Here is a 19901-nt window from a genome sequence, read left to right as displayed (position 1 = left end):
TTACGCCAAGGGTGCCAGACAGCGCAGCCCATGGCCGCTCTCGACCTCCCATTGCGGGGTTTGAGTGCAGATGTCCTGCGCAAACGGGCAGCGTTCGCGGAATTCGCAGCCCGAGGGGCGTTTCAGCAGGCTGGGCGGCTCACCCTTCAGGGCAATCCGTTCCAGCCGCGCGTCCGGGTCGGGCTCGGGGTTGGCACTTAGCAGGCAGCGGGTATAGGGGTGGCGCGGGTCGTTGAAGATCGCCTCGGTGGTGCCTTCCTCGACCAGACGGCCCAGATACATGATGCCCATGCGGTCGGCCACATGGCGGACCACGTTCAGGTTATGGGTGATGATCACCATCGCCAGACCCAGCCGTTCGCGCAGATCGTTGAGCAGGTTCAGCAATTCGCCCTGCACCGACACGTCCAGACCGGCAGTGGGTTCATCGGCCAGGATCAACCGAGGCTCCAACGCCAGCGCGCGGGCCACGCCGACGCGGCGCGCCTGTCCACCCGACAGCTGATAGGGGTAGCGGTCGGCGAAATGCGTGGGCAGGTTGACCATTTCCAGCAGGCGCTTGGCCTCGGCATCCAGATCGCGATCTTTCATGCCCTGAATGCGATAGGGCTCGGTGATCAGGCTGCGGATGGTCAGGCGCGGCGAGAGCGAGCCCACCGGGTCCTGAAACATCATCGCGATATCCTTGCGCAGCGGGCGCAGGATGCGCTCCGACGCGCCCCGGATTTCCTGACCGTCGAACTTGACCGACCCTGCCTGCGCCGGGGCCAGCCCGGCAATGGCGCGGATCACGGTGGTCTTGCCCGAGCCGCTTTCCCCGACCAACGCATAGGTCTCGCCCGCCTCGACGTTGAAATCGACACCGGCCAGCACGTTCACGGGGCCAAAGCTGGTCTTTAGCCCTTGGACATCCAGCAAGCTCATGACGCGACCTCCTCATGGTTCAGCCAGCACGCGGCGTGATGGCCTTCGCGCAGTTGCTCCAGCGGAGGCACCTCGTTGGCGCAGCGTGGCATCGCCTGATCACAGCGGTCGCGGAAAATGCAGCCGCCGGGCAGATTGGCCAGATCGGGCACCTCGCCGGGGATGGTCGGCAAAACGCGGGCGCGTTCCTTGATATGACCGGGGTCGCAATCGATCAGGCGGCGGGTATAGGGATGCTTGGGATCGTGAAAAATCTCGCGCACATCGCCGCTTTCGACCACGGCACCGGCATACATCACAACCACGCGGTCGCAGAGTTCCGCGATCACGCCCAGATGGTGCGAGATGAACAGGATCGCGCAATGCAACTCGCTTTGCAGCTCCTGCAGGCGCTCGATGATCTGCACCTCAAGCGTGGCATCCAGCGCCGTGGTCGGTTCGTCCGCGATCAGCAGATCGGGTTCCGACATCAGCGCCATGGCGATGGCGATCCGCTGCCGCATGCCCCCGGAAAACTCATGCGGGAACTGTTTCAGCCGCGCCTGCGCGTCGGGGATACCCACCGCACCCAGCATCTTGGCGGCACGGTCCAGCTTCTCGGCCTTGGAGGCCTTGGAGCGGTGCTGGATATCCACCATCTGCTGTCCAATGGACAGCACCGGGTTGTGCGTCTGCATCGGGTCCTGAAACACGATCGAGATATCCGCCCCGCGCAGATCGCGCATCTGACGCTCGGACGCTTTCAGAAGGTCTTGACCCTTGAACCGCACCTCGCCCTCGCGGAACCGCGTGTTGGGCGCAGTCAAACGCAGGATCGACGAGATCAGGGTGGACTTGCCGCAGCCGGATTCGCCCACGATCCCCACGATCTCACCCTTGCGGATATCGAAAGTGATATCGCGCAGCGCCTTCAGGTCACCCCGGGCGGTTTCGTAATCGACGCTGAGGTGGTCGATTTCCAGTAACGTATCGGTCATCGCTGTTTCCTCAGTTTCGGGTCCACTACGTCGCGCAGGGATTCACCCAGGAAGGTAAAGCCGAGCGTCGCCAGGATGATCGGTAGGCCACCGCCCACCACCAGCCAGGGCGTCTGCCGGATCAGGGCGTACCCGTCCTTCAGCAGCGCGCCCCAGCTGGGGGTCGGCGGCTTGACGCCAAGGCCCAGGAAGGAGAGGCCAGCCTCAAGCGCGATCACGGTGGGGATGTCCATGGCGGCCAGAACCGCCAGAACGCCGACGATATTGGGCAGCATATGTACGCCCAGAATGCGCGCCATGCTGGCCCCCATCGACCGTTCGGCCAAAATGAACTCGGAATTGCGCAGGGTCAGCGTCTGCGTCCGCGCCACCCGCCCATAGGTCGGGATCGAGGTCGCCATGACCACGAACACCACCGTTTGCAGGCTGGGCCCGACAAGCGCCACAACCGCCAGCGCAAACATCACGGTCGGGAAAGACCGGATCGTGTCGAACAGCAGCATCAGAAGATTGTCCAGCCATTTCGGCCCGTAGCCCGCGATCATGCCCAGCGTCAGGCCAATGGCCATGGCGCCAAACACGGCAGGCAGCGCCACCTTCAAAGCGACCTGTCCACCCATGATCACGCGGGAAAACGTATCGCGGCCCAGTTGGTCAGTGCCCAGCGGGTGCGCCAGCGAGGGACCCTCAAGCCGGGCCTGAATGTTCATGGCAACCGGGTCGTAAGGCACGATCCAGGCGGCGAAGATGGCGCAGAAAACGATGGTGCCGACAATAATCAGCCCCATCAGGCCCAGAGGATCACGGGCAATGCCGCGAATGATCTGGCCCAGTTCGGAACGGGATTTGTTCATGTCACGCTCCTTTACTTCGCTGCGCGTGCGCGGGGGTCGAGCCACGCGTTGATCAGATCGGCCAGCGCGGTCGAGATCACGAACAGCGCCGTTGAAATCAGGACCGAGCCCATGACGATCGGGTAGTTTCGAGTGGTGATACTGTCGATCACCAGCTTGCCCAGACCGGGGCGGGCAAAAACGATCTCGGCAAAAACGGCGGAACTGAGCAGGAAGCCCATGCCGACACCAATCACGGTCACAACCGGCAGAATGGCGATGCGCAGCGCATAGACCAGAACGACCCGCCGTTCGTTGATGCCAAAGGCGCGGGCGGTGCGGACGTGGTTTTCGCCCATCACCTCCAGCATCGAGGCACGTACCAGCCGGGCGATATAGCCCACCCAGCTAAGCCCGATGGCAAAGGCGGGCAGCACAAGGTGGTTCAGGCGGCCCCAGAACCCCTCACCCGCGCCGATGGCGGGGAACCATTGCAGATGCACCGCAAAGATCAGCAGCGACAGCAGCGCCACCACAAAGGCGGGGGCGGCGACGAAGCTGACCGAGATTGCCGCAGTGATCCGGTCGATCAGCGTATTGGGATGCGCCGCCGCATAGGCGCCGATGCCAATCCCCAGCGCGGCGGACCAGGTGATCGCAGCCAGGATCAGCCACAGGGTGTGCGGCAATTGCTGAAACACAATCTCGGTCACGGAACGGCCCGAGAATACATCGATCCCCAGATCGCCCTGCACGAGATTGGTGTAGAAGATGACAAGCTGTCTCCAGATCGGCTGATCCAGCGCCAGTTCGGCGGTCAGCCGCGCCTGCAACTCGGGCGTGGCGCGCGGCCCCAGCATGATCTGAACCGGGTCGCCGGGTACGGCGCGGATCATCAGGAACATGACGGTGACCGCCACGAACAGAATGAGCAGCGCCAACCCGAAACGTCGGATTGCGAAATTCAACATAGCCGCTTGGCTCCCTGAGATTTGCTCGGCGGAACGGTGTGGCGGCCCCGGTTCAGGCAGGGGCCGCCAAAGGGTTTAGGACTTGCCGAAATAGCGCAGCAGAGCCAGACCGTCAGGACGCAACGCAGGCGCCACGCGGGACGAGTGGATGATCGGCGTCGCCTCATGGGTGATAAAGCGATAGGCACCGCTTTCTTCCATCAGGTCCTGCGCGCGCTGGTACATCTCGGCGCGTTGGGCATTGTCGGTCTCTTGCGAGGCCGCGGCATGCAGCTTGTCGAACTCTTCGTTGCGGAAGCGTTCCCAGTTCCAGATGCCCGCCTGTTCGGTGGTGAACCATGCGGTGGCATAGGACGGGTCCGGCGCCATCGAGAAGCGGTTCAGCACCAGTTGCAGGTTCTCATTGTCGCCCGAGGCCCAGAAGGCACCCGATTCCAGCACGTTGATTTCGACCGTGACACCGATCTGCGCCAGCATCGCCTGAATGACCTGCGCCATGGTGGTGTAGGTGGTCTTGTTGAGGATATCGAGCGTCAGGGAAACGTTGCTTTCACCCGATTCCGCCAGCAGCGCGGCGGCTTTTTCCAGGTTGGCCTGCGGCGGCACAAGACCTTCGGCACGGTTGCCCGCAAGACCCGGCGCAATGATGCCGGTCGACGCATCGACAGCCCCGAAATACGACGCTTCCAGAATGGTCGGCACGTCGATGGCGTGCTGGATCGCCTGACGCAGTTTCTGGTTCTGCAGTTTGGGATGATCCAGATTCATGCCCAGCCAGACGTAGTAAAGCGAGGGGTTCTCGACCAGGGTTCCGCCATTCGGCACACCGTCACGATAACGCGCGACCGAACCCAGCGAAACGCGGGTAAAGTCCAGCTCACCGGCCTCGAAGGCGATTTCTGCGGTGTTTTCATCGTCGATCGGTAGGATCTCGATGGTATCCCATGCGGGCGCGTTACCCTTCCAATCCGGGTTGCGCTGCAGCACGGTCTTTTCCTTGGGCGACCAGCTGGCACGCAGATAGGGGCCGGATTCAGCCACCGGATCGCTGCCAATACGGCCACCTGCGGCCTCGGTCGCAGCTTTCGACACGATATTGCCGGTGATGTAAGGCAGCGCAATGGACCAGAGCGGTGCGAAGGGTTCGTTCAGAACGATGGTGCCTTCGCGTTCTCCGGTCACTTCGACATGGCTGAGCGGACCCATGTCGGGTTTGTTGGGGCTTTCGGTGGCGTCAGCAATGATGCGCTCAAAGCTGAACTTAACGTCTTCGGCGGTCATCGCCCCGAAACCGTTGGTAAAGCCGATATCACCGCGCAGGGCGAATTTGATATGGGTCGGATCGACCTGTTCGATCATCTCGGCGGCGTCCAGCTGCCAGTCCCACTCGCGGCCCGGCTTGTACTGGATCAGCTTGTTGTAGATCGCGGCGTGAACCTCTTCCTCGGTCACGCCAACGCTGTGGGCCGGGTCCATGTTCGGCGCGTCGCCATAAGCGCGCACCCGCAGCACGCCGTCTTCGGCGGCCATCACACGGTTGGCCCAGCCCATCGGCAGCGCCGAGGCCGCACCCAGCGCGGTTGCGCCTTTCAGAAATCCGCGACGGCCCACTGCCGCCTTGGTCCATTCGATTTTCATGTCATCCTCCCTTGGATTAGATCTAAAGAAGCCCGCGCGGGATGGTTTCGGACCATTCCCGGGTCAGGACTTCGGTTTCATCCGCGCCTTCGGTGGCGCGTAACTTGCGGAACAGATAGAAGTTTTCAGCGTCGGCATGCATGCTGCATTCGGTATCGATGGCAACGTTCCAGCCATCCCGTTCGAAGGTAAAGTTCCACCACGTGTCAAATCTGGCCGAGGCCGGATCGTCCGGGTGGATAGCATAGCGCATGCGCACGTCGCTGCCCACGGCCAGCCCGTGATAGGGATCACGCGTCTTGCCGTAATCGTCAAACGTCTCAAGCATCACGCTGCCATCGGCGGTGGTGCCCAGATCAGAGGTGCCGGTCGAAGGCCGCAGCACCTCGGATGCCAGCACAGGGTAATCCGACGCCACGCCCGGGGCCGCCGCCGGGTCCTCATGCCGGGCCTGTCGCACCGGCAGATGCAGGGCGCTGCCGTCCAGTTGCAGGGTGACCGTAGCCGCCTGCGGCGCGGGCCAGACGATGGGCCAGTACGAGGTCGACAGCGCCAGACGCAGGGTATGTCCCTGCCGCAGGTGGTGGGCGCATTCGTTCAACTCGATCTCGGCCTCATAAACGCGCCCCGGCTCCAATGCCTCGGGCGCTTCGTGGCTGTTGTAATGACACAGGTTCAGCGGGCGGTAGGTTATGCGCTGCGACACGCCTTCGGGCGAGACATCGCAGAGCCGGGCCACCAGCTGTGCTACCGGCTTGTCCACCGTGAACCGGACTTTCAGCCGGGCGCGGCCCAGCAGTTCCAGCGGTGCCTCCAGCGGCGCGCTGTCGAAAAAGACCGACAGCGCATCATCCCCGGCCTGATCTCCGGCCAGTTCGTTATCGACGCGCATGCCCGGGCAGAAGTAACCCGCCGCCTGACCGACATGCGCAGGCGTGGCAACGGCCTGCGTGCCAGCACCAGGTTGGTCTGCAAACCCGTCCCGAGCCAGATGCCAGACCTGTTCCGTCACCTGAGGCGAGGGCCATTCAGCCTCGGCAATCCAGCGGCCCTTGCGGGGGCCGTTCTGCGCGGTTGGATTGAAATGCTCCTGCATATAGGTGCGGTAGGCGGGCAGGTCTTCGGCCCCGTTCTCTTGCCCTTTCAGCCAGCGGTCGAACCAACCCAAAACCTCGGAATGGAAATCCGCCGGGTCCAGCTTGGCGATATGGGCATAGCGGTGTTCCCATGGCCCGATCATCGCCTTGGTGGGCACGGTCAGGTTGGCGGCCAGAGCGGGCGGAGCGTTCACATAGGCATCGGCCCAGCCGGTGATCGCCAGCACCGGGGCCTGTATCGCCGACCAATCCTCGCAGACCGAGCCGTGTTTCCAGAATCCGTCGCGTACCGGATGCCGCAACCAGTCGACCGCCGAAAATGGCACGTTTTCCAGCCGGGCCAGCCAGTCCTGCCGCCAATCCGCGCGCAGCGCCGGATCGGCGGGGCGGGTCAGATAGGCGAACATCTGGCTGCTCCAATTGACATTGTCGCTTAGAAGGCAGCCACCCATAAAGTGGATATCATCGGCGTAACGGTCCACGGTCGAAGCAACCGACACCACGGCCTTCAACGCCTCGGGCCGCCGATAGGCCAGTTGCAACCCGTTGAACCCACCCCACGAGATGCCGATCATCCCGACATTGCCGTCGCTCCAATCCTGCGCCGCAATCCAGGCCAGAACCGCCTCGCCGTCGCGCAGTTCCTGTTCGGAATATTCATCATCGAACTGACCTTCGCTGTCACCGGTCCCGGCAATATCGACACGGATGCAGGCATAGCCGGCTTCGGCGAACACCTTGTGCGTGGTCTCATCCCGCGGGGCGGTGCCATCGCGTTTGCGATAGGGCAGATATTCCAGAATCGAGGGCGCGGGGTGCTGCTCGGGCAACCAGATACGCGCCGCCAGACGGCGGCCATCGGGCATCGGAATCCACGTATTCTCGATCAGTTGAGTCGGCATACTGACTTCGTTCCCCCCGCACAGTCGGTAGCAAAATTGACCGATTTCAATTGAAATGGAATTGTGCGAGTTTATGCAAACTGACGCGTGTTGCATCAAATTAGCGTCAGATAGCGAAAGGTTACTGCGACATGTCCGAAAGTTTTTCCGCCAATCTGCGGTCGCTGTGCGCCGAATATGGCAGCATCTCTCAGATTTGTCGGGACATGGGGCTGAACCGGCAGCAGTTCAATCGCTATCTCAACGGCACCAGCATGCCGTCGGCGCATAACCTGCGCCGCATCGCGCGCCATTTCGACCTGACCGAGGAACAGCTGTTCGCCCCTGCCGATGCGTTCGAATCCACGCTGCGTCGCACCCAGCCCCAGACCGATGAAACCCCGTCCGAGGCGTTTCTGGCCCCGTTTCGGGGACAGTACAAAAACCTCAGCCGCTATCTGGGTTATTACCATTCCTATTTCTGCACCCCGTCATGGGAGGGCAGGATTTTCTGCGCCCTGATCCGCATCGCCGAAAAGGACGGGCTGATCACGGTCAGTTCCCGCGAAAACGCCACCTCGCGCGACAAGAGCCTGCGGCAAATCTCGCGCTATGAAGGTCTGGCGACCATGCGGGGCAACCGAATTTTCGTGACCGAGCACGAATGCACCCGGGAAGGGAGCATCGCCCAGACCACGTTGTATTCGGCGCATCGTCAACAGCTGAAATACCTGCGCGGCATGACCATGGGCGTTGCCTGGCGCCCCTATCCGCACCCCTACGCGACCAAGACCATCTGGAAACGTCTGGACGAGCGTGTCTCTGCCCGACATGCCCTGTCGGCCTGCGGTATCTATTCGGAGCAAAGTACAAAAATCGACCCGACCGTGCGCAAATATCTGGCAACACCCTAGCGCCGCTTATTGCGCAATGTGGCCCGCCCTGCCCCGCCGGTCGACCTCTTCGGCGATTTTATGGGTCAGGGTCCGGTGAAAACCGATCGCCGATCCCTCCAGCCGTTTGCGGGCCTTTGCAATCTGGTTGGCCGCCTCTTCGACTTCATCCATGCACAGGCAGGCATCGGCCAGAAGCGTATGGGAAAACGCCACCAGCATGCCCGAGCCCGACGCGATATAGCGGTCCAGCCCGGCGCGCAGCCTTTCGATCCCTTTCTCGGGGCTGCCGCGCTTTGCCTCGGCCCATCCCAGCAACACGCTGGACCAGGCCTCCCAATAGCGCAACTCGATCTTGTCGCTGATGCGATAGGTTTCATCCGCAAAGACTTGCGACTGCTCGGGCTCATCAACCACGCAATAGATCGTCGCGATGATGCACAGCGCGAAACACCGGGTGAATTCGCTTTTCGCGTCCCGCGCCAGGGCAATTGCCGCAGTAAGCTCGTCCGCGATGACATCATGCGACATGTGTTTCAACGCCCCGGCCCAACACCGCATGACCCTGTCGATCACTGCCGTATCGGCGGGATAGTAGCGGTGCAGTTCGTCAGGGTCCGCGTTGCGCTGAAACTCCAGCGCCAGATCGAAATCCTTGATTGCCCGGTCGAATTCCCCCAGCAACAGCAAAGCCATGCCACGATAGTGATGGCACAGGGTATGAAATGTCGGCGACGGGTCGGTCTGGATAAGCGCGGCCATCCGCGCGCAATCCTCCAGCGCGGCATTCGGGCGTCCGGCAATCAGGTTTTCGCCAACAGCATGGTTCAGGCTGATAAAAGCCACCTCTTGGTCGCCGGTCTTTTCCTTCAGTTCAATCAGCCGCTCCAGGTTCACACCGATATCCGGCGACCCCCATCCGCGCATTTCCAGTGCCACGAACAGATCCTGCCGCAATTCGATTTCCCGGGCATCGGACATGTCATCCCGATCCAGATCATCATGCGCCTCAAGCGCTGCCGTCAAATGCGCGACCGCCTCGTGACCAGCATAGTTGCGCAGGCTGAGCGTTGCTGCCTGATGCCACAGGTCCCGCGCTGCGGCCTGCTGCTCGGCCTTGCGGTAGTGCAGCGCCAGAATCTCGGGGTTGCGGTCGCAATAGCGCGAGAACCGGCGGCGCATCGTATCGGCGATGCGATGGTGCAGATGCCGCGCCTTCTGCGGCAGGATCGCATCATAGGCCGCATCGCGGATCAGAGCATGACGGAAGGAGAACCGCCCCTTCGAACTGTGCGGTTTGGTCACCAATATCTGCGCCTTGACCAGCCGTGTCAGCTCGTCCCCGATATCCTGCACCGGGCGGTCGGCCATCGCCGCCACCAGCTCGGCCGAGAAATTCCGATCCAGCGCTGCGCAAATCGAGACGGTATCCGGTGTCACGTTCAGATGATCCAGACGCGCCCGCAACAGGTCCTTCAGGCTGGATGGGAACAGGGCCTGATCTTTCAGGCTGCCATTGGTTGCCCCTTCCAGCATGCTGACCATTTCCTCGACAAACAACGGCACGCCCTCGGAATGCGAAACCACGGCGGTCTCGATATTCTCCAACAGCTTGTCCGAGGCGCTGAGCGCAGCCAGAAGATGCCGCGTATCCTGCGTGCTGAGGCGCGCCAGCGACAGGATGGTGGTCTTGGAATCACCGTACCAGCGAGGTGAAAACTCCGGTCGGTAGGTGCCCAGCACCATGACCTGCATGTCATCCAGCCAGTCGATCAACAGGCTTAGAAAGGCCTCGGATGACGGGTCGATCCAGTGCAGATCCTCGAACAGGATCAGCAGCGGCTGCTGTCGGGACATCTCTTCAATATAGCTCAGCAGACTTTCGGTGACGCGGCTTTTGGCTTCTTCGGGGGAATCGTCCACCGGCCCGGCCTGCTTGCCCGCCGACAGAAAGCTCGAAAAGACCGGGGAAAACACCTCGGGCGACAGCCCCTGTGCCGTGAAGAATTTGTGCAGCTTTTCATTCTGCACCTCTGCCGTATCGCTGTCCTCCAACCCTATAGCATAGCCAAAATGGGATTTTATCGGGTGAAACGCGCTGTTTTCATGGTAGGGCGAGCACTGAAAGCTCAGCCTGTGGGCCTTGCCCTGCACCAGTTCGCGATAGATTTCCTCGGCCAGGCGCGATTTGCCCAACCCGGCCTCGCCTGACAGAAACACGGCCTGCCCGTCGCCTTGACAGGCCGCCTGCCAGCGGGCGCGCAGCAGATCGAATTCCTGATCACGCCCAACCAGCGGCGCCAGCGTACCGCGCCGCCGCTTGTCAAAGCGAAGCTCGGTGCTTTCCGAGCCTTCGACACGCCAGGCCTCGACCGGTTCGACGAAGCCTTTCAACTGATGCGCGCCCATATGGGTGCATTGAAAATTCCGCCCCAGCAGGCCCCGGGTGCGCCCGGAAATAACAATCTGACCCGGGTCGGCGATGGACTGAAGACGCGCGGCCAGGTTCGGGATCTGCCCCAGCGCGATGCTGTCCACGGGCCGCGCGCGGTGCATCAGGTCTTCGATCAGCACATCCCCGGTAGCGATACCGATCCGGACCGAGATGGTCTGGCCTGCCCCGGTATCGATCCGGGCCACCTGCTCGACAATTCGCAACGCGGTCAGGGCGGCGCGTTCGACGTCATCCTCATTGGCAATGGGATAGCCGAAATAGGCCACAACGCCGTCGCCGATGAACTGCGCCACATGACCAAAATTTTCCTGAATGGCCAATGAATTGCAGCTTTGAAAAGCTTTGAGCGTATCGCGGTAGGCCTCGACCCCCAAGTCCTGCACAAGACCGGTCGAGTTCACCAGATCGGCAAACATGATGGTCATCTGGCGCAACTCGCCGATGGACCGCTCAGGCGGCATGGCCTGCGCCGGAAAGCCGGGCGTTTCTTCCCGAAACGCGAACTCTGCCCCTGCAGGCGCCTCCAGGGCCCGCGCCGCACCGATCAGGCGCTTTCGGTCGCCCAAGGGGATGCCAAGCTCGCTCAGATCCGCTTCGGTCAATTCCCTGACGATATCCAGATCGATGGCCTGCTCTTCAAACGCCTCCAGGTGTTTTTCCATATTGATGGAAACCAACCACGTCCTGAGCGCACTCATACCCAGATCACTCCTTCAAAAAAACTAGATATAAAAACTAGCCTAAGGTCGGATCAAATCGAGCCGTAATGTAGAAACCCTGCAAGAACGCATCACAATTGTCAAAAAATGGCGTAGGTTTGATACCGGATTAAAACGCATCTACTTGATAAATAAATATTTTTAATATCCAAGCATTTTTTGCGAAAAATTAATATAAAAAATGTCACACAAGAGGTCAGTCAAATAGCCGTTCGTCCCACCAAACCGGGATTTCCAGACCGATCTCAATATTTGGAAACTGATCGTGCGTGGCATTGAAAATCACATTCCGTTCCATCCGGGCGACAACGGACGGAACGATCAAAATGGCTGACCGGTTTTCCGCATACCATTGGCGCCCGAACCTTCTGGCGGCTTCACCCCCCGGCTCGGCCCAGCCCGGTATCAGGTCCGGATTGACCACTTCGTAGGACGTGCCGATTGGAATGGTGATTTCTATATAATGCTGGTTGGGGGGAACATCGCCGCTGAAATGCACCAGCTTTTCCAGCATTGCCGTCGAATAATGCTCGGACGCATAGATCAGGCTGGCACCGGCTTCGTGCCAACGGCCCGAGTTTTTCCGCGCACCGCCCGGGTCCCAGATCGCATATTCACCATCCGGGTCACCTATCCGATACGCTGTCAGAGGTTTTGACAGTGCGCGAACCGCCGTCATACCGAAAAGCCGGACTCCGCCCGTCTGAGCATATTGATCACCGCATCCGCCCCGGCAGAGCTGGACCGCGCCATTTCCAGTGGCGTTTTCCCGCGCAAAAGGCTGTGTGGACGGTTGAGGAAACGCGAGATTGCGTCTTCGTCACCGTGATAAACCCGGCTGACCGCGTCAATCACCCGGCCCACTTCATACAGGCGCTCGCTCATTTCACGCGACAGGGGTTTGCGTTCTTTTCTGGCGCGACGCAGGGTTGCCTCGGGGATCAACGGCCCGACAACGCTGGACTTGCCCAGAATAGCGCTGAGCGCATCCGCGGATGCGGCGCGGAGCCCCTTCGAAATCTGATCCGCCAAATAAATGTCGTCCATCGCCTTGGCCTGTGTCAGGCCCAGCAGTTTACCCACCCGGCCTGATACTGTTCCGGGCAAAGTCTGCGGGCTGGAATACGCTGCAAGAGGCGCCATGATCCAAGCTCCTTTCGTCATATGACGAATATTTATAGTCATATGACGCTATGTCAATGCCTCTGCAGATCTTGAAGGCTTCTATTCCGAAGGATGCCAGCGTTTTGCGGTCGGCGGGTGGACATTCAAACAATCCACGGCCCGCGCCGCAATCTGATCGACAATATCCGTCAGATCGCGCGGCCCAAGGTAAAAGGCAGGCACCGGAGGCATGATCACCGCACCCATCTCGGTTGCCGCTGTCATGTTGCGCAGATGGGCCAGCGTCAGGGGTGCCTCGCGGGTCAGCAGGATCAGCCGCCTGCGCTCTTTCAACTGCACGCTGGCGGCGCGGGTCAGCAGATTGTCGTCCAGCCCCATCGAGATCGCAGCGAGGCTTCGCATTGAACAGGGTGCCACGATCATGCCCGCAACCGGAACCGAGCCTGACGCAATGCTGGCGCCAACATCGTTGGTGGCGTGATGGCGGGTCACCAGATCGCGCAGCTTGTCCAAGGCCCCCGGCCCGCATTCCTCGGCCAATGTGCGCCTTGCGGCGGGGCTGACGACAAGGTCGACTTCGACATCCAGTGACACCAAATGCCGCGCCACCGCCAGGCTCAGCGCCGCGCCCGATGCACCCGACACCCCCAGAACAACGCGTGCCGGGGTCATCGCGTCAGCTCCGGCATCACCCTGTCCAGCAGGGTCTCGGCAAAGGCGCGGTCCTCGTCTGCCGTCTGCATGACCTTGCCCCAGTCCCGTGTCGTTTCGCTGTCGATCTTGGTCGTGGCGTCAATGCCCATCTTGCCCGCCAGCCCGGGCTGCGGAGAGGCAAAGTCCAGATAATCCATCGGCGTGTTCTCCAACACCATGACATCGCGGGCGGGGTCCATGCGCGTGGCCAGCGCCCAGGCGATGTCATCCCAGTTTCCGGGGTCGATATCCGCATCCACGGCGACAATCATCTTGGTATAGCTGAATTGCGGCAGCATTCCCCAAAGCGCCATCATCACCCGCCGCGCCTGCCCAGGATAGCGTTTGTCGATGCTGACAACGGCAATACGATAAGAGCAGGCGGCAGGCGGCAACCACAGATCGTGGACCTCGGGGATTTGCGCGCGGATCGTCGGCAGGGCAAGCCGGTTGAACACCTCTCCGATCATGGCGGGTTCATCCGGGGGGCGGCCAGTATAGGTGGACAGGTACAAAGGTGCCTCGCGATGGGTGACGGCGCTGACCTGCATAACCGGGAACGGCTCGGCCGGGTTGTAATACCCGGTGTGATCCCCGAACGGGCCTTCGGGGGCGGTCTCGGTAGATGAAACCCAGCCCTCCAGCACGATTTCGGCCTCTGCCGGAACCAGCAAGGGCACGGTTTTGGCGGGCACCAGACGGGGGCGGGCGTCGTTCAGGGCCCCGGCAAATGTCAGTTCGGACACGGTTTCCGGCAATGGCAGAGCAGCGGACAAAAGCGTGGCCGGGTCCGCCCCCAGAACGATGGCCACGGGCATTTTTTCATTGCGCTGCGCCCAGCTGCGGTGATGCGCGGCACCGCCGCGATGGGGCAGCCAGCGCAGGATCAGACGGGTTCGATCCAGAACCTGCACCCGGTAGAGGCCTGCATTGTAGCTGCCGATATTCTCTGGCGCGCTGGCATAGGGCCGGGTCACCACCACCGGCCATGTGATCAGCGGCCCGACATCGCCCGGCCAGTGGGTCTGCACCGGCAGGGCGGACAGATCGACCTGCGCGCCCTCGTGAACCACGCTCTGAACCCGGGCGGTTCGGACCTGCTTTGGCCGCGTCGCAAGGGCGGCCTTCAGCATCGGCCAGCGCGACAGCGCATCCCGCAAGCCGTCCGGCGGGGCCGGAGCCCGCAGCGCCGCCAGAAACGCGCCGAGATCGTCGAGCCCATCGGGCGTAACACCCAAGCCCGCCGCGACCCGGTCTGCGGTCCCGAATATGTTAACGACAACCGGAATGTCAGACTGCGCGCCCGAACCAAGCAGGGGCCGGTTGAACTGCAGAACCGGCCCCTGCGCCTCAAGCACGGCGCGGTGGACGGCGGTCATCTGATGGCGCACCGACACCGGATCGGGGATGGCACGAAACTGGCCGGTCTCCTCGCACCATTTCAGAAAATCTCGAAGACAGGGGTATTGCGGCAGGGTGCGAATGGGACAACTCCGGTAATTCGACCCTCCCCTACCAACGAAAATGCCGGGCCGAATTGACAACGGTCAATTCTGCAAACCCGCATGCGGCTTAGGACAGCGCCACCGGTTCAAATTGCTGACGCAGCAGGAGGTCTGTTTGCCCGACCCTGAAAACCCGATCCCGCACTGCCCCGCGCCATTGGCGGCGGCCTTGCGGGTTTTGCCCCTTGCGCCGCTGTCGCTTTCGCTGACCCTGTTTGCGCGCAGGATTGCCAAGACCCATCCCGGCATGGTCCAGCGATTGGGGGAACACGCCCAGACCGATTTCATTCTCGACCCGGTCGATTTGCCGGTTGTCCTGTGCCTCAATCCCAACGGGGGCCTGCCCAGAGTGCGCCTGACCCGGCAGCAGGTGGCGGGCGCGGCGCGCATCTCCGGGCCGTTATCGGCGTTGCTGGGACTGGTGCACGGGGCCTTTGACGGGGACGCGCTGTTTTTCTCGCGCGATCTGGTCATCGAGGGCGACACAGGCGCCGCACTGGCCCTGCGCAACGCAATAGACGACGCGGAACTGGACCTTGCGCATGAGGCCGCCGCGCTGTCCGGGCCGCTTGCCCGCCCGGTGCAACGGCTGATTGCCCTGACGGAACGTCGGACCGGGCCGTGCCTGACCCGGCCAGAGGATGCGGTGATATGGTGATGGAAATCGTCTGCCCCGCAGGCACCCCCGCCGCCTTGCGTGCCGCGGTCAAGGCGGGCGCGCATACCATCTATTGCGGGTTCAACGATGAAACCAATGCCCGCAATTTCCCCGGCCTGAATTTCAACCGCGTCGAAATGCGCGAGGCGGTGCAGTTTGCCCATCAGCACGGTTCCAGCGTGCTGGTAGCCATCAACACCTTCCCGCGCGCCGGGGATGAAGCGATCTGGCACCGGGCGGTCGCGGATGCCGAAGCCTGCGGCGTGGATGCGGTGATTCTGGCCGATCTCGGGCTGCTGGACCATACCGCCCGCACCCATCCCGGGTTGCGGCGGCATCTGTCGGTGCAGGCGGCGGCGGCCAATGCCGATGTGATCAATTTCTACGCCGACACCTTCGGCGTCAAACGGGTGGTCCTGCCGCGTGTCCTGTCGGTGCCCGAGATCGCCGCGATCAACGCTGAGACCGAGGTCGAGACCGAGGTTTTTGTCTTTGGCGGTCTCTGCGTGATGGCCGAGGGGCGGTGTTCGCTGTCATCTTACGCCACCGGGCTGTCGCCCAACATGAATGGTGTCTGCTCTCCTGCCAGCCATGTGGAATATATCGAGGATCGCGGCGCTCTGGATGCGCGTCTTGGCGGGTATCTGATCCACCGCGTCGACAAGGGCGAACCTGCGCCCTATCCGACGCTATGCAAAGGGTGTTTCACCGCAGGCGAAAAAACCGGCCACCTGTTTGAAGACCCGGTCAGCCTGAATGCCGAACGGCTGATCCCGCAGTTGCAAAAGGCAGGCGTCACCGCCCTGAAGATCGAGGGGCGGCAGCGGTCGAAATCCTATGTTGCCCAAGTGGTGCGCAATTTCCGCGCCGCCGTCGATGCGCTGGAGGCCGGGCGCCCCCTGCCCGAAGGCATGCTGGCCCGCCTGTCCGAAGGTCAGGCCATGACGACCGGCGCTTACAAAAAGACCTGGAGATAGCGCGATGGAACTGACCGTTGGACCCAATCAATTCTTCTGGCCCGCCGAAGGTTGGAGCGTGTTCTACGACGACCTCACCCGATCCCCGGTTGACCGTGTGGTGGTCGGAGAGCTTGTCTGCTCCAAACGCCTGCCCTTCTATCAGGACCGCATCCCGGATGCGATTTCGAAACTGGTCGGGGCCGGAAAGGACGTGGCCCTCACCAGCCTGGCCCTGGTCACGCTGAAACGTGAACGCAGGCTGACGGCGGAACTGGCCGAAATGGGCGTCATGGTCGAGATCAACGATCTGACAGCGCTGGCGCACCTGCCAGAGCCTTGCATCTTTTCGGTCGGGCCACTGGTGAATGTCTACAACGAAGGCACGCTAAGATGGCTGGCCGCGCGCGGTGCACGACGCATCTGCCTGCCGCCGGAATTGCCGATGGTCTCGGTCGAGACACTGACAAAGGTCGCCACTGATCTGGGCGTCGCCATCGAGGTCTGGGGCCATGGCCGTCTGCCGCTGGCGATCTCGGGGCGCTGTTACCACGCCCGCCTGCACGGGCGCAGCAAGGACAATTGTCAATTCGCCTGTGAGGATGACCCCGACGGGCTGGATGTACTCACCACGGTTGGCAGACCCTTTATGGCCATGAACGGCGTGCAGACCCTGTCAGACAGCTATGCCTGTTCGGATCATCAAATCGAAATACTGCGCTCGGCCGGTGTTTCGGCACTGCGGCTTTCACCGCAATCCACCGGATTTGCCGCACTTTGCGCGATGTATAAGCAGCGGATTGCCGGGACCTTGCCTCGTGGGGCACTGGCCCAAGAGGTCTTAACCGCCAATCCGCGCCTTCGCCTGAGCGACGGTTTTTTGTCCGGCTCGTGCGGGGCGGAATGGTCCGGCACTACAAATCACTCCCCTTGATCGGGCCCTGACCGTGCGGAGATCTAACCGGCGCGGTTCTCCGATCATCTACTTTTCCACTTTTCGAATAACGTCCGAACACCTGTAGTCAGCGAACACAGGCCCCCATCCCAAGGCAGTCTTCACCTTCTGCCCAGACATCTGTTGATCGAGCATCGGACCCTTTGCCCATGCTCCATATTCGGCAATGACATCTTCATCCCTGCGCACAGTCACTTCGTGTGGGAGGCCATATGCGTCGGAAATAGCTGAGGCAATCTCACCCACTGCGACACCTTCTTCGGCAACAGCGTTGAAGTGCCCAACAAGCTCTGGCCGTTCCGCAAGATCACAATAGATGCGCGCCAGATCAGACCGTTCGATAAGCGGCCAGCGCGTGGCCGCACTCCCCCATATTTCGATCGGTTGCCCTGCCTTTGCAGCGGACAGGTAACGCCGGAAAACGCCGCCATCGCCCGTGTGATAAACCATTGCCGGATGTACAACGGCAGTGGAAAAATGATGCGATTCAAGCAGCATCTGTGCGTGAGCAACCATCCAAGCAAACGAAGGAAGCGGATTGAACGGCCAGCACTCGGTTGCGACCCCATCGCCGGTTTCCCCGTATAACCAACACCCGCCGGTATAGATTAGCCGCCTTTTTTCGGATCGACGTTCAGCCGCGCGCATCAGTCCCGACATGGCAGTGGCATCCACATCCCCCATGTTGTCCTCGAACGTGGCCGCAACCTGAATGATTGCGTCGCATGACAACGCGGTTTCAGCCCAAACAACCGGCTCCGCCAGATCGCCGCGCAAGGGCGTGGCACCCAGAGACTGCAATTTTTGATCAGAGTTCTCGGACCGGCTGAGGCCAAGCGCCTTGTGGGAACGTTTCACAAGCTCAGCGACGATGGCCGTTCCGATGGACCCTGTGCCGCCAAGTATGAAAACCTGCATTAAGAACCTCTCAGATCGATTACCAACACTGATTCTGCGGGCTCAACCATGGTTGAGGTCAAGCAAGACTTTTCAGAACCACACAAGAAAACCGCGTGTTCAGGCAGCCCTGTCGTCCACCTGTTTTGTTACAATAATATCAAACCATAACCAATTCGTGAGTGTCTTTTCAAATCGTTGAACATATCCTGATACCCCCCGATGTAACGTCCTGAACAAACTTCAGTCGGAAGGGGAAACCACCCATGACACCGTCCATCGACACGCCCCCTGCGGCCCGTGTTTTCCCGAAATTCAACGTCCAGCTTTTGGGCATGATGTTCATCTCGGGCTTCTTTGCCTCAAACGCGTTTGACCTGTGGGGGCAATTGATCAGCCCGGCGCTGGGCTTTGCCAATCTGTCACCACACGGGCTGGCGCGCAGCCTGCTGGGCACGCTGGGTCTGCCGAACGGAGAGTTCGCAGGCTACTTTGTCCATTTTTATCTGGTCGGCCTGATCGGCTATCCCATCGGCTGGCTTTACGTTTTCAACCCGATCTGGACACGCCTCTTTGCAGGGCAGCGGGTCTTTCTGGGATCGGCGCTTTATGGCTTTGCGCTTTGGGTCTTTGCCATCGGTGGTATCACTGCCATCGCCGGTTTGCCGCTGTTTCTGAACTTTACCGGCATCACCTGGGTCGCCCTGATCGGGCATGTGCTTTACGGCATTGTGCTGGTGTGGGTCATACGCCTGATCGAGCGTTGGTCGTAACCCACAGACAGGATCAAGCGGCATTTTAACGGCCCCGGCCGGCAGACGGTCGGGGTCTTTTTTTGTTCCGTCCGCAATTTTGGGGAACCTTTTCACGCCATCCCGCATCCAAGGGAGCAGATGCGCCTTATCGCGCGTCCAACACCACCTTCGAAAAGGATGTAACCATGTTGAGGAAATCTCTGCTTGCCGCCGCTTGTGCCACAATCGCAACAACCGCTTACGCGCATGACGAAAAGCCATTGGCGGAGGCCCCGGCGGGCGCGCCTTATGTGAAGGTCAGCGACGTTCTGCCCCTGCCCGAATTCATCCCGGGGCTTGGAACGCTTTATGTTGATCCGGCCACTCTGCCCGCGGGGCCTTTTCTGGCCTATGACCGCGACGGCCAGCTGTCGGCCACGGTCTACATGACCCCGCTGGAGGATTTGCAGAACGGTGTGTCATTTGATGGGCTGCACATTGGGTCGCACTCGGTTGCGACGACGGATATCTACTACAATGCCGGGCATCCGGGGGTCGACGTGCCCCATGCACATGTCGTTCTGTTTCACGACGAAGGTGCCAAAGCACGGTTGGCGGAATGAACCTGTCGCGACGCGGGGCCTTGTGGTTGGTTGGTGGCACAACCGCCGCCCTTATCACGCCACGGGCCGGTTTCGGTGCGGCCATCGCCCATATCCAGATGCGCGGAAGCGCGCGCGGGGAACGGGTGTGGTTCGACCCGGTCGGCCTGTGGGTGATGGCCGGAACAACCCTCCGTTTCACCAACCGTGACTCCGGCAACAGCCATACGACGACCAGCTATCACCCGGATATCCATGACCGGGTTCGACGTATTCCGGCAACGGCGCAACCGTGGGACAGCGGCTTCCTGCTGCCGGATGCGTCATTCGATGTCCACCTGACCATCCCTGGCGTGTATGATTACTATTGCCTGCCGCATGAGGCGGC

General features: G+C 61.4%; 19 protein-coding genes. 7 read left to right on the top strand and 12 right to left on the bottom strand.

Going from position 1 to position 19901, the window contains the following annotated elements; genetic code table 11:
• The 6 genes from MPJ51_RS12310 to MPJ51_RS12285 form a co-directional block, all read right to left on the bottom strand.
• The gene (locus tag MPJ51_RS12310; RefSeq protein ID WP_298386893.1) at nt 1-924 is read right to left on the bottom strand and encodes an ABC transporter ATP-binding protein; all 924 of its coding nucleotides are present in this window, start codon (nt 922-924) and stop codon (nt 1-3) included.
• Nucleotides 921-1901 (bottom strand): ABC transporter ATP-binding protein, encoded by a 981-nt coding sequence (locus MPJ51_RS12305; protein ID WP_298386890.1) that lies wholly within the window; start codon nt 1899-1901, stop codon nt 921-923. Before MPJ51_RS12305 ends, MPJ51_RS12310 begins: the two co-directional genes overlap by 4 nt.
• Nucleotides 1898-2755 carry an ABC transporter permease gene (locus MPJ51_RS12300; RefSeq protein ID WP_298386886.1) on the bottom strand — a complete coding sequence of 286 codons (858 nt, stop codon included), beginning with the start codon at nt 2753-2755 and terminating at the stop codon, nt 1898-1900. Before MPJ51_RS12300 ends, MPJ51_RS12305 begins: the two co-directional genes overlap by 4 nt.
• A gap of 11 nt (nt 2756-2766) precedes the next feature.
• Nucleotides 2767-3705, bottom strand: a complete 939-nt coding sequence (locus MPJ51_RS12295; RefSeq protein ID WP_298386882.1) for an ABC transporter permease — start codon at nt 3703-3705, stop codon at nt 2767-2769.
• Between the two features lie 75 nt (nt 3706-3780).
• Nucleotides 3781-5343 (bottom strand): ABC transporter substrate-binding protein, encoded by a 1563-nt coding sequence (locus tag MPJ51_RS12290; protein WP_298386879.1) that lies wholly within the window; start codon nt 5341-5343, stop codon nt 3781-3783.
• A gap of 22 nt (nt 5344-5365) precedes the next feature.
• Nucleotides 5366-7342, bottom strand: a complete 1977-nt coding sequence (locus MPJ51_RS12285) for a CocE/NonD family hydrolase (RefSeq protein ID WP_298386876.1) — start codon at nt 7340-7342, stop codon at nt 5366-5368.
• A gap of 131 nt (nt 7343-7473) precedes the next feature.
• Here MPJ51_RS12285 and MPJ51_RS12280 point away from each other — a divergent pair, with 131 nt between their 5' ends.
• Nucleotides 7474-8235 (top strand): helix-turn-helix transcriptional regulator, encoded by a 762-nt coding sequence (locus MPJ51_RS12280; RefSeq protein WP_298386873.1) that lies wholly within the window; start codon nt 7474-7476, stop codon nt 8233-8235.
• 6 nt (nt 8236-8241) lie between these two features.
• Here the strand turns inward: MPJ51_RS12280 and MPJ51_RS12275 are convergent, their stop codons facing one another.
• The 5 genes from MPJ51_RS12275 to MPJ51_RS12255 all read right to left on the bottom strand — a co-directional run bounded on the left by MPJ51_RS12275 (nt 8242) and on the right by MPJ51_RS12255 (nt 14690).
• Nucleotides 8242-11367 (bottom strand): AAA family ATPase, encoded by a 3126-nt coding sequence (locus MPJ51_RS12275; RefSeq protein ID WP_298386870.1) that lies wholly within the window; start codon nt 11365-11367, stop codon nt 8242-8244.
• 217 nt (nt 11368-11584) lie between these two features.
• A complete protein-coding gene (locus MPJ51_RS12270; RefSeq protein WP_298386867.1) occupies nt 11585-12067 on the bottom strand; it encodes an RES domain-containing protein in 483 nt (160 codons plus the stop codon).
• On the bottom strand, nt 12064-12531 hold the full coding sequence (locus tag MPJ51_RS12265; protein WP_298386864.1) for an antitoxin Xre/MbcA/ParS toxin-binding domain-containing protein: 468 nt from the start codon (nt 12529-12531) through the stop codon (nt 12064-12066). The genes MPJ51_RS12270 and MPJ51_RS12265 overlap by 4 nt, the downstream gene beginning before the upstream one ends.
• An 81-nt stretch (nt 12532-12612) precedes the next feature.
• Nucleotides 12613-13185 (bottom strand): UbiX family flavin prenyltransferase, encoded by a 573-nt coding sequence (locus tag MPJ51_RS12260; protein ID WP_298386861.1) that lies wholly within the window; start codon nt 13183-13185, stop codon nt 12613-12615.
• Nucleotides 13182-14690, bottom strand: coding sequence for a UbiD family decarboxylase (locus MPJ51_RS12255; protein WP_298386930.1), 1509 nt, complete (start codon nt 14688-14690; stop codon nt 13182-13184). The genes MPJ51_RS12260 and MPJ51_RS12255 overlap by 4 nt, the downstream gene beginning before the upstream one ends.
• A gap of 136 nt (nt 14691-14826) precedes the next feature.
• Between MPJ51_RS12255 and MPJ51_RS12250 the strand changes: the two genes are divergently transcribed.
• The 3 genes from MPJ51_RS12250 to MPJ51_RS12240 are packed head-to-tail and all read left to right on the top strand — an operon-like array spanning nt 14827 to nt 17259.
• On the top strand, nt 14827-15369 hold the full coding sequence (locus MPJ51_RS12250; RefSeq protein ID WP_298386858.1) for an SCP2 sterol-binding domain-containing protein: 543 nt from the start codon (nt 14827-14829) through the stop codon (nt 15367-15369).
• A complete protein-coding gene (locus MPJ51_RS12245) occupies nt 15369-16346 on the top strand; it encodes a peptidase U32 family protein (protein WP_298386927.1) in 978 nt (325 codons plus the stop codon). The genes MPJ51_RS12250 and MPJ51_RS12245 overlap by 1 nt, the downstream gene beginning before the upstream one ends.
• 4 nt (nt 16347-16350) lie before the next feature.
• A complete protein-coding gene (locus MPJ51_RS12240; RefSeq protein ID WP_298386855.1) occupies nt 16351-17259 on the top strand; it encodes a U32 family peptidase in 909 nt (302 codons plus the stop codon).
• A 48-nt stretch (nt 17260-17307) separates the two neighbouring features.
• On the opposite strand, the gene MPJ51_RS12235 is transcribed toward MPJ51_RS12240, so the two are convergent.
• Nucleotides 17308-18198, bottom strand: coding sequence for an NAD-dependent epimerase/dehydratase family protein (locus tag MPJ51_RS12235; protein ID WP_298386851.1), 891 nt, complete (start codon nt 18196-18198; stop codon nt 17308-17310).
• A 245-nt stretch (nt 18199-18443) separates the two neighbouring features.
• On the opposite strand from MPJ51_RS12235, the gene MPJ51_RS12230 reads away from it, so the two are divergent.
• The 3 genes from MPJ51_RS12230 to MPJ51_RS12220 all read left to right on the top strand — a co-directional run.
• Nucleotides 18444-18950 (top strand): hypothetical protein, encoded by a 507-nt coding sequence (locus MPJ51_RS12230; RefSeq protein ID WP_298386848.1) that lies wholly within the window; start codon nt 18444-18446, stop codon nt 18948-18950.
• A gap of 167 nt (nt 18951-19117) precedes the next feature.
• A complete protein-coding gene (locus MPJ51_RS12225; protein WP_298386845.1) occupies nt 19118-19534 on the top strand; it encodes a hypothetical protein in 417 nt (138 codons plus the stop codon).
• Nucleotides 19531-19901, top strand: a 371-nt coding sequence (locus MPJ51_RS12220) for a hypothetical protein (protein ID WP_298386843.1), incomplete at its 3' end; no start/stop codon positions are given. The genes MPJ51_RS12225 and MPJ51_RS12220, both read left to right, overlap by 4 nt.

The sequence above is a fragment of the Ruegeria sp. genome (assembly GCF_028066395.1).
Taxonomy (GTDB): Bacteria; Pseudomonadota; Alphaproteobacteria; order Rhodobacterales; family Rhodobacteraceae; genus Ruegeria.
This window is presented reverse-complemented; position numbering and strand designations above follow the sequence as displayed.

Excerpts from the sequence above, each read along its gene's own strand:
- MPJ51_RS12310 (WP_298386893.1), bottom strand. The coding sequence starts at position 924 with ATGAGCTTGCTGGATGTCCAAGGGCTAAAGACCAGCTTTGGCCCCGTG.
- MPJ51_RS12305 (WP_298386890.1), bottom strand. The coding sequence starts at position 1,901 with ATGACCGATACGTTACTGGAAATCGACCACCTCAGCGTCGATTACGAA.
- MPJ51_RS12300 (WP_298386886.1), bottom strand. The coding sequence starts at position 2,755 with ATGAACAAATCCCGTTCCGAACTGGGCCAGATCATTCGCGGCATTGCC.
- MPJ51_RS12295 (WP_298386882.1), bottom strand. The coding sequence starts at position 3,705 with ATGTTGAATTTCGCAATCCGACGTTTCGGGTTGGCGCTGCTCATTCTG.
- MPJ51_RS12290 (WP_298386879.1), bottom strand. The coding sequence starts at position 5,343 with ATGAAAATCGAATGGACCAAGGCGGCAGTGGGCCGTCGCGGATTTCTG.
- MPJ51_RS12285 (WP_298386876.1), bottom strand. The coding sequence starts at position 7,342 with ATGCCGACTCAACTGATCGAGAATACGTGGATTCCGATGCCCGATGGC.
- MPJ51_RS12280 (WP_298386873.1), top strand. The coding sequence starts at position 7,474 with ATGTCCGAAAGTTTTTCCGCCAATCTGCGGTCGCTGTGCGCCGAATAT.
- MPJ51_RS12275 (WP_298386870.1), bottom strand. The coding sequence starts at position 11,367 with ATGAGTGCGCTCAGGACGTGGTTGGTTTCCATCAATATGGAAAAACAC.
- MPJ51_RS12270 (WP_298386867.1), bottom strand. The coding sequence starts at position 12,067 with ATGACGGCGGTTCGCGCACTGTCAAAACCTCTGACAGCGTATCGGATA.
- MPJ51_RS12265 (WP_298386864.1), bottom strand. The coding sequence starts at position 12,531 with ATGGCGCCTCTTGCAGCGTATTCCAGCCCGCAGACTTTGCCCGGAACA.
- MPJ51_RS12260 (WP_298386861.1), bottom strand. The coding sequence starts at position 13,185 with ATGACCCCGGCACGCGTTGTTCTGGGGGTGTCGGGTGCATCGGGCGCG.
- MPJ51_RS12245 (WP_298386927.1), top strand. The coding sequence starts at position 15,369 with ATGGAAATCGTCTGCCCCGCAGGCACCCCCGCCGCCTTGCGTGCCGCG.
- MPJ51_RS12240 (WP_298386855.1), top strand. The coding sequence starts at position 16,351 with ATGGAACTGACCGTTGGACCCAATCAATTCTTCTGGCCCGCCGAAGGT.
- MPJ51_RS12235 (WP_298386851.1), bottom strand. The coding sequence starts at position 18,198 with ATGCAGGTTTTCATACTTGGCGGCACAGGGTCCATCGGAACGGCCATC.
- MPJ51_RS12230 (WP_298386848.1), top strand. The coding sequence starts at position 18,444 with ATGACACCGTCCATCGACACGCCCCCTGCGGCCCGTGTTTTCCCGAAA.
- MPJ51_RS12225 (WP_298386845.1), top strand. The coding sequence starts at position 19,118 with ATGTTGAGGAAATCTCTGCTTGCCGCCGCTTGTGCCACAATCGCAACA.